This window comes from Mycoplasmopsis arginini (assembly GCF_900660725.1).
Classification (GTDB): Bacteria; Bacillota_I; Bacilli_A; order Mycoplasmatales; family Metamycoplasmataceae; genus Metamycoplasma; species Metamycoplasma arginini.
The window spans coordinates 444,892-458,909 of sequence record NZ_LR215044.1 but is presented as its reverse complement, the minus strand read 5'-3'; the positions used below and the strand labels follow the sequence as shown (position 1 = coordinate 458,909).

General features: G+C 26.6%; 14 protein-coding genes. All 14 read left to right on the top strand.

What is annotated here, in order from left to right; all coding sequences use genetic code 4:
- Nucleotides 1-60 precede the first annotated feature (60 nt).
- The 14 genes from rpmG to ruvX all read left to right on the top strand — a co-directional run bounded on the left by rpmG (nucleotide 61) and on the right by ruvX (nucleotide 14,015).
- On the top strand, nucleotides 61-207 hold the full coding sequence (gene rpmG, locus EXC38_RS02150; protein WP_004416875.1) for a 50S ribosomal protein L33: 147 nt from the start codon (nucleotides 61-63) through the stop codon (nucleotides 205-207).
- Nucleotide 208: 1 nt separating this feature from the next.
- On the top strand, nucleotides 209-499 hold the full coding sequence (gene secE / locus EXC38_RS02145) for a preprotein translocase subunit SecE (protein ID WP_051994788.1): 291 nt from the start codon (nucleotides 209-211) through the stop codon (nucleotides 497-499).
- 9 nt (nucleotides 500-508) lie between these two features.
- Entirely contained in the window at nucleotides 509-1,087 is a 579-nt protein-coding gene (gene nusG, locus EXC38_RS02140) for a transcription termination/antitermination protein NusG (RefSeq protein WP_004416879.1), read from the top strand.
- A 57-nt stretch (nucleotides 1,088-1,144) separates the two neighbouring features.
- On the top strand, nucleotides 1,145-1,822 hold the full coding sequence (locus tag EXC38_RS02135) for a variable surface lipoprotein (protein ID WP_129694644.1): 678 nt from the start codon (nucleotides 1,145-1,147) through the stop codon (nucleotides 1,820-1,822).
- Nucleotides 1,823-1,893: 71 nt separating this feature from the next.
- A complete protein-coding gene (tsaE, locus tag EXC38_RS02130) occupies nucleotides 1,894-2,853 on the top strand; it encodes a tRNA (adenosine(37)-N6)-threonylcarbamoyltransferase complex ATPase subunit type 1 TsaE (RefSeq protein ID WP_129694643.1) in 960 nt (319 codons plus the stop codon).
- Nucleotides 2,853-3,797, top strand: a complete 945-nt coding sequence (gene tsaD, locus EXC38_RS02125; protein WP_129694642.1) for a tRNA (adenosine(37)-N6)-threonylcarbamoyltransferase complex transferase subunit TsaD — start codon at nucleotides 2,853-2,855, stop codon at nucleotides 3,795-3,797. Before tsaE ends, tsaD begins: the two co-directional genes overlap by 1 nt.
- Before the next feature lies 1 nt (nucleotide 3,798).
- Nucleotides 3,799-4,350 (top strand): ribosome biogenesis GTP-binding protein YihA/YsxC, encoded by a 552-nt coding sequence (gene yihA, locus EXC38_RS02120; RefSeq protein ID WP_004416889.1) that lies wholly within the window; start codon nucleotides 3,799-3,801, stop codon nucleotides 4,348-4,350.
- Nucleotides 4,351-4,469: 119 nt separating this feature from the next.
- On the top strand, nucleotides 4,470-6,440 hold the full coding sequence (locus EXC38_RS02115) for a GGDEF domain-containing protein (protein ID WP_109247018.1): 1,971 nt from the start codon (nucleotides 4,470-4,472) through the stop codon (nucleotides 6,438-6,440).
- On the top strand, nucleotides 6,421-6,858 hold the full coding sequence (rplI, locus tag EXC38_RS02110; protein WP_004416895.1) for a 50S ribosomal protein L9: 438 nt from the start codon (nucleotides 6,421-6,423) through the stop codon (nucleotides 6,856-6,858). Before EXC38_RS02115 ends, rplI begins: the two co-directional genes overlap by 20 nt.
- Before the next feature lie 35 nt (nucleotides 6,859-6,893).
- Nucleotides 6,894-8,327: a replicative DNA helicase gene (gene dnaB, locus EXC38_RS02105; protein ID WP_129694641.1), complete on the top strand. Its 1,434-nt coding sequence runs from the start codon at nucleotides 6,894-6,896 to the stop codon at nucleotides 8,325-8,327.
- Nucleotides 8,327-9,712: a DUF2179 domain-containing protein gene (locus EXC38_RS02100; protein ID WP_129694640.1), complete on the top strand. Its 1,386-nt coding sequence runs from the start codon at nucleotides 8,327-8,329 to the stop codon at nucleotides 9,710-9,712. The genes dnaB and EXC38_RS02100 overlap by 1 nt, the downstream gene beginning before the upstream one ends.
- A 98-nt stretch (nucleotides 9,713-9,810) precedes the next feature.
- Nucleotides 9,811-10,923 (top strand): tRNA 2-thiouridine(34) synthase MnmA, encoded by a 1,113-nt coding sequence (gene mnmA / locus EXC38_RS02095; RefSeq protein ID WP_129694639.1) that lies wholly within the window; start codon nucleotides 9,811-9,813, stop codon nucleotides 10,921-10,923.
- A gap of 13 nt (nucleotides 10,924-10,936) precedes the next feature.
- Nucleotides 10,937-13,597 carry an alanine--tRNA ligase gene (alaS, locus tag EXC38_RS02090; RefSeq protein WP_129694638.1) on the top strand — a complete coding sequence of 887 codons (2,661 nt, stop codon included), beginning with the start codon at nucleotides 10,937-10,939 and terminating at the stop codon, nucleotides 13,595-13,597.
- A complete protein-coding gene (gene ruvX, locus EXC38_RS02085) occupies nucleotides 13,590-14,015 on the top strand; it encodes a Holliday junction resolvase RuvX (RefSeq protein ID WP_004416904.1) in 426 nt (141 codons plus the stop codon). Before alaS ends, ruvX begins: the two co-directional genes overlap by 8 nt.
- Nucleotides 14,016-14,018: the final 3 nt, after the last annotated feature.

Here is a 14,018-nt window from a genome sequence, read left to right as displayed (position 1 = left end):
TAAATTAATATTAATATTAATATTTGCTAATATCAATAAAAAAAATATATAATTACACTTATGAAAAAACAAAAGAAAGTTTCGTTAGCATGTCAAAACTGCTTACATAAAAATTATTCGGTTAATAAAAGTAATGAACAAAGACTAGAAATTAAAAAGTTTTGTAAACATTGTAATGTTCAAACACTTCACAAAGAGGAAAAATAAAATGGAAGATAAGAAAACATTGTCAGATCAAGAAAAAAAGCTTGAAAAAGAAAGAATTAAAAAAGAAAAACAACTATTAAAAAATCGAAAAAAAGAAGAAGCAAAAGAAACAAAACTTTACACTTTTAGAAATTTAGGAAAAGAGATTAAAAGAGTTGTTTGACCTAAACATTCTAAAGCTTGAAAATGATTTGGAATTACTATTGCTTTCTTAGTAATTATGGCTTTATTTTGTTTTTTAGTATCACTTGGGTTTACAGGTTTATGAAATGTAGTAGGAATAAAATCGTAGGAGGAAAAAATGCATTCAGATTATAAATGATATATGATATCTACCGTTTCTGGTAAAGAAGATAATGTTATTGAAGCATTAAAAAATAAGATAAGTTCAAAAAAAATGGAGGACTTTTTTAAAGATATAAGAATATTTAAAATGCCTCATCTATCAAATAAAGAACTTCAAAAGAAAAGTAGAGGCGAAGAGTATATTGTAAAATATGTAAACATTTATAAAGGTTACATTTTTTTAAATATGATTATGACTGATGAGTCTTGATATTTAGTACGTAATACTCAATATGTTACTGGATTAATCGGGTCTTCTGGTAAAGGAGCTAAACCAACCCCTATAAGTGAAAGTACATTTGAGAAAATGATTGAAAAAGAAAGAATTTTAACCGAAAAATTTGCAGCTGGCGATATTGAAACTGCTTTTAAAGAAGGTATTATGGTTAAAATTAAGAGCGGAATTTATAAAGATGAAGTTGGTGAAATAATTAGAAATGATGATATTGAACAAAAAGCATTTGTTAATATCGAACAATTTGGAAGAAAAGTTCCAACAGAATTTTCACACCAAGATTTAGAAATATGCTCATAGTTTTGCATATTTTTCAATTTGAGAAATAATTAATTTTTAATTTTAAGGAAAGAAATTATGAAAAAGTCAAAAAAATTTTTACTAGGTTTAGTTACTGCATCAACTTTCGCTTTACCTTTAGTTGCTATTTCATGTACCAATTACAAAATAGAATTGGAAAAAGAAGTGCAAATTGCTAAACAGCAACTATCAAATGTCGAGTTTGCTGATGATTTTGAAACACAATTTAAAGCTGAAATAATAAAGGCTGAAAATGTTCTTAAAAAAGAAAACGTTGAAGCAGATGAATATCAAAAAGCCTTAAATGAATTTGTAGCAAAAGCAAAAGAAATTTTAAAAAATAATAAAGAAAAAATTGAAGAATATGTTAAAAATCAAGGACAAGTTTTTCTTGTGCTAAATAGTTTAAAACAATATGCACACGAGCAACTTAAAGGCGATAAATACAAAACTTTAAAAGCAAAACTTGTTGAAAAATATCAAGAAAAAGAAACAGAATTAATAAGCAAAAAGTCTTCTTTTTTCAACCCTACAGAAACTAAGAAATTTAAAGATGCATTAAATCGGATTTTAGAAGAAATAAAAGCAGAAAAGGAACAACTAGATAATCCTTCAAGCAGTTCATCTTCAACAGAATCTACAGAATCTAATGGATCAGGTTCAGAAGGTTCAAATGAGGGTTCTGATTCTTCAAGTAATCCTTCAACCAGTGAAGAAATGACCACAACAGAATAATATTAAATAAAAAGAAGAATCAAATAACAATTAATCTTCTTTTTGTTTTTTATATAATAAGGACTTTTTTTATGAAAAAAATATTTTATTTTAAAGAATATGAAAGCTTAGATGAATTAGTTTATTATTTATTATCTTTTAAAGATTTAGAAGCTATTTTGCTAAATGGTGAATTAGGGGCAGGTAAAACAACGTTAACTGCATCAATTGCAAAAAAATTGAATGAAAAGAAAACTGTTGTATCGCCAACATTCAATACAATGATTTGTTACGATAAAATTGTTCACATTGATGCTTACAAATTAAAAGGCGACTTGTTTGCTTATGAAGAGTATTTTGAAAATAAATTAGTAATAATTGAGTGAGCAAAAAACATTACACATAATTTTAGAAATTACTTTAGTATAAATGTTACTCTCCAAGAGAAAAATGGAGAAGTTTTTCATGTTTTTGAAATTATCGAAAATACTTGTAGACAAGGCCTTTTTATTGAAACATCACTAGAAGATTTTTTTGTAGCTTTAATTGAAAATAATAAAATTGTAGATTATGTTTTAATTGAAAAACTAGTTAAAAAGACTGATTTATTTTTTGAAGAAATAGATAAACTTTTAGAAAGAAATAACACTAAGTTAACATATATGAGCGAAATATTTACAACAATAGGCCCAGGAAGTTTTACTGGTTCAAGATTAGGATTTACTTTTGCATCTACTAATAAACAGTTACAAAAAATAGTAGCTAATAACGATATTTCAATTAAAATTGCATCTACATATGATTTATTTTTTACTCAAACTAAAAAAGATTTAGTTTATATTAAAGCAAATAAGTATAATGCTTATGAAGTAAGTAAAACAAATGATAAAATAACAATTAATTTATCAGACAAAGTGAATCTAATTGATAAATTCGATTATTCTAATTTTATGAAGAATGTTGATAAATTTTTATCTCAATTTAAGAAAGTTGAAAATGTTTTAGATATTGAACTTATTTATGCTTCAGATCCACAAATAGGAGGTATTTAATGAAAATATTTGCTATCGAAAGTTCGCATGATGATACATCTTTTGCGGTTTTAGAAGATAATAAACCAATCTGAATGAAAACAATTTCACAGACCGAAATTCATAAAAAATATGGTGGAACAATTCCTGAAATAGCTTCAAGACTCCATGTAAAAAATAGTGCCTTATTAATAGAAGAATTTAAAAATGTAGTTATAAATGATAAAAATATTTTTCAAGACATTGATTATATTGCTTATACTAAGGAACCAGGACTTGTTGGTTCACTTCAAATTGGTTACGTTGTAGCTCAAACTATGGCAAGAATATATTCAAAGCCAATTTTAGGACTAAACCATTTAGAAGGCCATTTTTATTCAGCATTTATTGAAAAAGAGCTAGAGTTTCCTGCTTTATGTTTATTAGTATCTGGTGGGCATTCACAAATTATGCTTTATAACGATAAAGATAATTTTGAAATAATTGGTGAAACACAAGATGATGCTGTTGGTGAGGTTTATGATAAGGTTGCAAGAAAACTAAATTTAGGCTTTCCTGGAGGTCCTTGCATCGACAAAATATGACAAGAAAATAATGAAAAGTATTTAGGTCATTTTTCCATTCCTCATACCGATAAAGAATTAGATTTTTCTTTTAGTGGAATCAAAACTGCTGTTATTAATCATTACAATAATTTAATTAATCGAAAAGAAGAAATAAATATTAATAAAATAGCAACAGAATTTCAAAATACAATTATTTTATATTTAAAAAATAATTTTGAAAAAGCGATTTTAAAATTTGCACCAAAATGTATAACCTTAGCGGGTGGTGTTAGCGCTAATAAAGCAATTAGAAACATGGTACTTTCATTACATCAAAATGTTTACTTACCGAAAATGGAATATACAACCGATAATGCAATTATGATTGCCAGATTAGCCTATGAAAAAGTGAGAAAATAATATGTGAAAATTTATTAAAAGTTCGACTTCGCAAGAAAATTGATTGGATGTCTCAAATCATGAAATAGTTTTTTGAGGTCGTTCAAATGTTGGAAAATCTTCTTTAATTAATGCCTTAGCAAAAACAAAATTAGCGAAAACCTCTTCAACACCAGGTCGCACTAGACTTATAAATTATTTTGAAACCACTAATCATCAAATAGTTGTAGATTTACCAGGTTATGGCTATGCAAGTATGTCTAAAAAAGATCAACAAAAAGTAAATGGAATTATTGATCATTATTTTAGAAATTCAAAGATAAGTAAGACAGTTTGTTTTCTTATTGATGCTAAAGTTGGTTTTACTGCAATAGATTTAGAAATGATTGATTATATTAATTCTTTAAGTATTTCTTTTGACATAATAATTACAAAAATTGATAAAGCTAACCAATCGCAAAAACACCGTGTTAAGACCCAAGCCTTAACATTTAAAAAAGAAATCAATATTTTTCTTGTTTCTTCAGAAAAAAACTTAGGGATTGAAGATTTGAATGAATATTATAAATTTTAGGTTTTTTAATAACACCTAAAATTTATTTTTATTATTAATTACCTTAAAATTTTTATAAATTTTAGGGCAATAGTAATCAATCCTAATTTTTATATCGCAATTTTTGTATAATTTAAACTATGAAAAACAAGGAAGATAAAAAAAGACTATTATTTTTAATAATTCAAATATTTGTACTTTTTATAATTCCAACGGTAATTTTTTTCGTTGGTTTATTTAGACTTCCAGAAAAATGAAAAATTGCAATAATTGTTTTATATTCACTTTTGGTAATAGGTTTAGGAATTTTTATATTCTTCATTGGACGAAAATATTTAAAAGAGTCAGCAATAGCTAATCGGACTTTAAACCAGTATATTCAAAATGAAGTTAGCGATCAAGGAATTGGAACGATAATATTTTTAAATAATGGAAAAATAATTTGAGCAACAGATTTTGTACTTAATAAGTTTGGAAAGTCAATAATTGGTAAAAATATTAAAGACGTTTTTGAAATTGATGAATGAACTAAAACTAATAATGATTTTATTTTCAGAAAAAATGACTATGAGTATGAGGTTCACGTTAGTTTTGAAAAAAATATTGTAGCAATAAAAGATGTTACTATTCAAAGTAGTTTATTAAGTGACTACAAAAAACAAAGAGCAGTTTTTGGTGAACTACATATCGATAACATGAACTTATATCAAGTTTCTTTAGCTCAAGAAGACCTTTATGCAATATATTCAAATTTTGGATCTTTATTTGATGAAATTTCGAAAAAATATAATATTGTTTATCGCCAATATGAAAATGGGCGTTTCTTTGTTTTAACAAACCAAGAAACATTGGAACAATTTGAAAAAACTAATTTTGATGCATTTAACCAGTTAAAAAATAAAAATATTCATAAAGGAATAACATTAACTTTATCTGGAGGCTTTTCATATGGTATTTTTAAATTTGAAACCTTAGATAAATTAGCAAAAGAAGCTTTATTACAATCTAAAACTCGTGGTGGAGATCAAATAACTGTTTTAACCAAAAATGAAAAACCAAGATATTATGGAACTAGCTCAGAAATTAATATAAATATGTCGCGTACAAATCTTAGTTACATTGCAAATATCTTAATTAATAAACTAAAATCTCGAAACATTAATAAAGTTATAATATATGGACATAAAAATGCTGACTTGGATGCTTTAGGTTCGGCTTGAGGTATTTATAGATTAGCAAGATCTTATGACAAAGAAGCATATATTCAAAATAAGACTTTTGATGAAACAACACAAAGAGTATATGATCGTTTAACTCCATTAGAAAAACAAGTATTTATTTCTTCAAAAGAGGCAACAAGTTTAAATGATAAAAAAACATTAGTTGTTATTTGTGATGTTTCTGATGAGACGAGAATTGAAAATCAATATGCTTTTAAAGAAATTGAGAAGGATAATATTATTATTCTGGATCACCATAGAATTAAAGCAAATCCTACTTATGCTTTTAGGGAAAATTCTTATATTGACTCTTCAGCATCTTCTGCTTCAGAAATCGTTACAGAAATAATTGCGATTTCAAATAATGGTGACAAAATTGATGATGTTACTGCTCAACATTTATTAAACGGAATTTATTTAGACACTAACAATTTTCAAAAACAAACAAGTTCTAAAACATTTTCAGCTGCCGCATTATTAGAAATGTGGGGCGCAAAAATTTCCGTTTCAGTTAATACATTAAAATTAGATGAAGAAGTTTTTGAACAAGTTTTCGAATTATTAGAAAACTTAAAAGAAGTAAAACCAGGTTATTTTTTAGCCTATAAAAACATTTCTGTTTCTCCTGACATCATATCAATTGCAGCTGATGAAATTTTAAGAGTAAATGGAAGAAAGGCTGCCTTTGTTGTTGGTAAATTAGCAGGAACAAAAAAATGTAAAATGTCCGCCAGAGGAATTGACACTAATGTTCAATTAATAGCAGAAGCAGTAAATGGTGGTGGTCACTTTGGTACAGCCGCTGCCGAAAGCGACGAAAATATTGAATTATTTGTCGATAATCTTATTCAAGCAATAGTGAGTGTGAAAAATGAAAGTAATAATAATTAAACAATATGATAAATACAAAGTTAATGAAATTGTAGAAATTAATGATGGATTTGCAAAAAACTTTTTAATTAAAAATGGTTATGCACAACCAGTTAATAAACAAACTTTAGCAAATTTAGAAAGAGTAAAACAAAATTTAGCTGATGATTATGCCAAAGAAGTAGCAAAAGCAAAAGAATTAAAAGAAGAGATTGAAAAAGTTACATTGAATTTTTTCTTAAAATCAAATGGCAATGTTGTTCATGGATCAATTACAAATAAAGCAATTGAAAAAGAATTAGCTAAACATAATATTAAGGTTAAACCACATGCCTTAAGTAAGGATTCATATAATACTTTTGGGAAACATTATATTAATGTTAAACTTCACCAAGAAGTCACAGCAATTTTATTAATCCAAATTTTTGAAGAAAAATAGTTAAAATAAAATTTTAAACAAGTGAAAGGAATAAAATGGATAAAAATTTATTAAGTTCAAGAGAAACAGCAATTGCTAATAATGAAGCATCATTGTTGGGTCTATTATTATCTAGACCAGAAACATATTTAAAAATTGCTGTTTTAATCCGTCCGGAAATGTTTCACTTCAAAAGTCACCAAGTTTTATATGCGGCAATTTCTGAAGTACAAAGCAATTCAAAACATTTTGACCTTTCAAACCTTTTAGTTTATTTAGAAGAAAATAAGCAATTTGATTTGGTTAGTTCATTTTATATGAGCACACCAGAATACTTGGCATATTTAGCACAAAACGCTGGTTTTGTTAGTGAAATTGAAGTATATGCTAAAAATATAATTGCCCAATACAAAATTGATAAATTAAGCGAATTAATTAAAGAAGTACAAAATACAATCGATAATAAACCTTTTAATATATCTGACCTTTTATCACAAATTCAATTAGCTTTAATAAATATAGATATTTCTGAAATTGATTCAACTTATGAAAAAATTGGTGATACAGCTAATAGTATTATGCAACAAATCTTACATAAGGAAGATAGTGAAATAGGAGTTGGTCTTCAATTAGGCTTTCCTGAATTAGATGAATGCCTTTTAGGATTAAATAAAGGTGATCTAACTATTCTAGCAGCACGGCCAGCAATGGGAAAAACAGCTTTTGCTTTAAATATTGCTAACAATGTTGCTAAACAAGGTAAAACAGTTTTATTTTTCAGTTTAGAAATGTCTAACCCTCAGTTAGTACAAAGAATGATTTCAATTGATTCAACAGTTCCTATTTATAAACTAAAGACAAAAGAACTAAATATTAATGATCAAAGAAATTTATCTCATACAGTTGATGATATGTCTAACTGAAATATATTTTTAAATGACCGTGCAACGTTAAATATTTCTGATATAACAACATTATGTAAAAGATTTGCAAGAAATACAAAAGTAGATTTAGTTATTATTGACTATTTACAATTAATTGGTGATAATTCAAAAAGATCACAAGAAAATCGTCAACTTGAAGTGGCTAAAATTTCTCGTTCTTTAAAACAATTAGGACGTGAACTTGAATGTCCAATTATCGCTTTGAGTCAGTTAAGTCGGAGTGTTGAAAAAAGAGAAGATAAAACTCCTTTAATTTCTGACTTAAGAGAATCAGGAGCAATTGAACAGGATGCTGATAGAGTAATTTTTCTTCATCGCGATGATTATTATAAAACTAAGAAAAACGATTTAGGAGCTTCTTCAACCGAGACAAGTAAAGCCGAATCTTTTTCTTCAACAAACATTATCGTTGCAAAAAACCGTCATGGTGCTACTAAAACAATTCAATTAGGTTTTTATCCTGAATTTAATAAGTTCGTTTATGTTTTAAGGAGTTCAAACGAACTTAAAAATAAATATGAACCAAATAGAGTAAAGGAGGATTAATGAAAAATAAACTAGAAAAGTTAAATAAAAATATCGAAAATAAAAAAAATAAGATTAAAGATAAAAAAGCACAATATGAAGCTAAAATGGCAATTTTAAATCCACAGAAAGTTAATATTTTCAATATTTGACAAAAGTATCCTAAAAAGGTTATTTGAATGTTGGTTAGTGCTTTTTTATATAACATTGCCTTAACTGTTTTCCTAAAAAAAGCTGCAACAATTGCTTCTGGTACATCATCTTTAGCACAAATAATTACTTTTACCGCGCCTGCGACAGCACAATTTTATGGTTTATTCTATGTACTAGTAAATTTACCTTTAATGTTTGTTTTTTGGAGAATGAATCCAAGAATGTTTATGGTCTTAACATATTATTGAATGCTATTTCAAGTCATTGTTCAATTAATTTTTATTGAATATAATGGCCGTGGTTCGAACCCTATTGTTAATTTTATTAATCAAAGAATTTCGTTTTATAATCCAGTGGGTGAAAGTAATTATTATTGAGATCCATTTGGTTTAGATACAAGAGTAGTAAATCAATTATTTTTAAGCGAAGAAAGAGAACAAATTTTAAAAGTTTTAGAAGGAAATTTAGAATTAAAAAATTTAACTTTTTCTGAAAGTCAAGAAATTGTTGCTTATTTTAAGAACCAATTTTTTGATACAGATTTAAAACAAATTATTTCTAATATAAGAACCATTAATGATTATCATTTAGATTCCGTTAATTTAGTTCCAAGAATTCTTAAAAATACAAACATCTATGGTGTTTATGATGGCCAAAATTGACCTGTTATTGTTTACTCAATTATTGGGGGAGCTGCTGAAGGTTTTGCTTCAATAGTAGCTTGAAGACAAAGAGGGTCAATTGGAGGAACTTCAGTAATTTCTAACTATATAGCTTACAAAAACAAAAAACCAGTTGGTAATGTTTTTCTAATGGTTGCAATTTGTTTTTCATCTTTTTCAACTATAGTAATTGGCTCATTAGAATACACAAGAAACATTACTGGTCACGTTTGAGATTCTGACTTATTTTTAGTAAGAATTCTAGGAACAATTGCTTATCTATTAGTATTTTCAATGTTAGTAAATAAGTTTTATCCAAAATACAAAAAAGTAAAAATTGAGATTTATACAAAACACCCTGAATTGATTGCTGAACAGTTTAAGAAAATTGGTTATGTTCACCCATTTAACATCTTCAATGGTGTTGGCGGATTTAGTCATAATGAATTTGGAAAAATTGAAACCGTTGCTTTATTTTTAGAAAGAGAATTAATCTTAGAAGAAGTTAAAAAAGTAGATAAAACAGCATGAATAACTACATCTAATATTCATGGCGTTTCAGGGCAATTTGATACTTCATTTGTTGATTAAGAGCCTTTTATAGGTTCTTTTTTTCTTATCTGTTTTTTATAAAATAAAATCTTATTTTATTAAAAAACCTTATAATTTATATATTTTTAAGGAGTAAAATGTCAAAAAAAGTAATTTTAGGAATGAGTGGTGGTGTTGATTCAAGTGTTTGCGCACATTTACTTTTAGCACAAGGCTATGAAGTCGAAGGCCTTTTTATGCGTAATTGAGATTCATTTTTAAATAATGATTTTTTGGGAAATTCTGATATTAGCCAAGATATTTGTCCTCAAGAACAGGATTACCTTGATGCAAAAGCAGTTGCTGAGCAATTGAATATTAAATTACATCGTGTTGATTTTGTTAAAGAATATTGAGATAATGTTTTTGAATATCTTATTAATGAATATAGAATTGGTAGAACTCCTAATCCTGACATTTTTTGTAATAAATATATTAAGTTTAAATCTTTTGCTGATTATGCATTCAATAACTTAAAAGCAGACTATATAGCTATGGGTCATTATGCAGAAACAAAAGATGGTGAGTTATTTCGGGCCGTTGATGGTTCAAAAGATCAATCATACTTTTTAGCACAATTAAGTAATAAGCAATTAGAAAAAGTTTTGTTTCCGCTAGCTAATTTAACTAAAAAAGAAGTTAGAGAAATAGCTAATAATTTAAATCTAAAAACAGCTTCTAAAAAAGACTCAACAGGAATATGCTTTATTGGTGAAAGAAGATTTACACAATTTTTAGAAAATTATATTCCCGCGCAACCCGGAAATATTGTTGATATTTTTTCAAATAAGGTTGTTGGAAAACATGTTGGTGCAATGTATTACACAATTGGACAACGTAAAGGCTTAAATCTTGGCGGATTTTCAAAACCTTACTTTGTTGTTGGTCATAACCTAAATGAAAAAATTATTTATGTTGCTAATGAAGATCATAAGGAATATTTATTATCAGATAAATTAATTGGAAAAGATTGAAATTTAATAGCAAAAAACTTTTGCGCTGATAATTTAACGGCAAAATTTAGATATAGACAAGAAGATATAAAATGCCAAGTTAAAATTTTAGAAAATAATGAAATTGAAGTATTGTATAAAGGTACTGAAGCTGTGACTCCGGGTCAACAGGTAGTTATTTATGATGGGCCAAAAGTTGTTGGGGCAGCAATTATAGATAAGATTTATTACAAAGATAAACAAAAGAAATTTTTATAAAAAAGGAGAAACTATGTTTTCATCTAAACAAATAAGACAAATGTGATTAGATTTTTTTGCATCAAAACAACACTTAGTTGTTGAATCAAAATCATTAATCCCACAAAACGACCCTTCTTTACTTTGAATTAACTCTGGAGTTGCTACTTTAAAAGATTATTTTAGTGGTAAAAAAGTACCACCTGCAAAAAGAATTACAAACTCACAAAAATCAATTCGTACAAATGATATTGAAAATGTTGGTATTACTGCAAGACACCATACTTTCTTTGAAATGTTAGGTAATTTTTCAATTGGTGACTATTTTAAAAAAGAAGCTATCGCTTTTGGATATGAATTTATTTTCGATGTTCTAAAACTATCAAAAGATAGAATTTATATTACCTATTTTGAAGAAGATTTAGATACTTATAACCGTTGAATTGAATTGGGTGTTTCAAAAGATCATTTAATTAAAGGAACAAGAGATACAAACTTCTGAGATGTTGGTCAAGGGCCTTGTGGACCAGACACTGAAATTTTTTATGATCGTGGTGAAAAATACGACAAACGAGGAATTGAGTTGTTAATGAATGATATTGAAAATGATAGATATATTGAAATTTGAAATATTGTTTTTTCTCAATTCAATAATGATGGTGAAAATAATTACACAGAACTAGCAACAAAAAATATTGATACTGGAGCTGGACTTGAAAGAATCACTTCTATATTGCAAGATGCCCCAACTAATTTTGATACTGACTTATTTTTACCTATTATAAGAGCAGTAGAAAAACAAACAAATCACCATTACGATATTAATAACTATTTTACAAAAGAACCTAAACAAGCAAAAATTAATACTTGATTCAAAATTATTGCTGATCATATTAGAGCTAGCGTTAATGCAATTAACGATGGTGTAAGTCCTTCTAATGTTGGTAGAGGTTATATTATTCGTCGTTTAATAAGAAGATCATATCGCGCTGGTTTATCATTAGGCATTGCTGAAAAATCATTTTTATATAAATTAGTTTCAGTTGTTAAAGATTCTTTAATTTATGATATTGATGTTGAAAATGTTGAAAAAATTATTCGAGACGAAGAAGAATTATTTGCAAAAACTATTAAAGAAGGCGAAAAACTTTTAGAACACGAATTAGATAAAAAAGGTTATATCGATGCAAAAATAGCCTTTAAAATGTTTGATACATATGGATTTCCTATTGAATTAACTGATGAGATTTTAAAAGAAAAAAATATTAAAATTAATTTAGATGAATTTTATGACTATTTAAAAGAACATCAAGAACGTTCACGGGGAAATATTGAAGCCGGAATGCAAAAAGTTATTAACTCGCTTTCTTTAATTAAAGATAAAATTTCAGACTTTATTGGATATGACTTTTTAGAATCAAAATCAAATATTCTATATTTATTAGACGATAAGGAAGCAATTGAAAAAACCAAAGACAATGATTCTATTTCTTATGTAATTTTAGATAAAACTCCATTTTATGCAACAAGTGGGGGACAAAATCATGACTTTGGTTTCATGCTTCAAAACGGTAATAAAATTGAGATTCTAGACGTGTTTAAAGATAAATATTGAAATCATGTTCATGTTGTTAAAGGAATAATTAATAAAAAAGATCCAGTTGAATGTTTTGTTGATAAAGACAAAAGAATTAATTATGCAAGAAATCATAGTTCAACGCATATTATGTTTCACGCCTTACGTAAAACATATGTAAATGATATTATTGAACAATTAGGTTCTAATATTCATCCAGAATATTTCACATTTGACTTTGGTTTAGACCATCGTCCAACAAAATCTGAAATTAAACAAATTGAACATATAATGCGCGACTATATCGCCATGTCAGCAAAAAGAAATTACATTATAACATCTGTTAAAAAAGCACAAGAATTAGGTGCTTATATGACAATTGAAGAATCAGAATATCATGATGCTAATAATGTTAGAGTTGTCGAATTTGAAAATATAACTAAAGATTTATGTGGTGGAACTCACGTCGAAAATTCTTCAGTAATCGAAAACTTTAAAATTGTTTCTGTTGATTCAAAAGGTACAGGAATTTATCGTTTAAGAGTTGTTACTTCTGATAAATTAGTTAACGAATATTTATATAATGAAATTATTGAACAACAAAAACTTTTATCATCATTAATTAAAAACAATAAAGAACTAAAACCTGATTATGATTTAACTTTTGATGTAAATATTCCAGAACTAGCTAAAGAAAAAGAAAAAAAATTAGATTATTATGAAAAAGTTGAAAATCAAATTAGAGAAGATTATAAAAAATTCTTAAAAGAAAAAAATAATGAAAGTGTAGAAATTTCTAACTATAAATCTGAACTAGTTAATAATATTGAAACATTTATTATTATTGAAAAAGATGGTAATTTATTAAGAAAAGCAACTATTCAACTTCGTGAAGCATACCAAAACACTTTAATAGTTGGATTATCGGAAACTAAAGATAATAATTATTTCTTAATTGTTGCTTCTAAAAAATATGATTCATCAGTAATTTTTAAAAATATAACTAATAAATTAAATGGTAAAGGTGGAGGAAATAAAATTGTTTCACAAGGATCTATTTTTACCGATAAAAAAGGTGATGATTTAATTAATACTATTAAGGAATTAATTAATGCGTAAATTAGCTTTGGATTTAGGTTCAAAAACTTGTGGTTACGCTATTAGTGATATTAATAATATTATTGTAAGTGGCCTTGAAACATTTAGATTTGAAGAATGACATTTTATTGATGTTATTAATCGAACAAAATATTGATTATATGAAAGTCAATATAAAAATGAAATAGATACAATTATTTTAGGTTATCCAACACGAATGGATTTTTCTAAAAGCGAGAGAACTAAAATGGTTGAAAAATTTAAAGAAAGACTTGAGAAAGCAATTGATATCAATATTGTTTTTCAAGACGAAAGAGAAAGTACGATTTTTGCTGAAAACATTTTATTTCAAGCAGGTTTTAACGGAAAGCAGAGAAAAACAAAAAAAGATTCTTTAGCTGCTCAAATAATATTGGAAGATTTTTTAAAAAGAGGTTAGTTT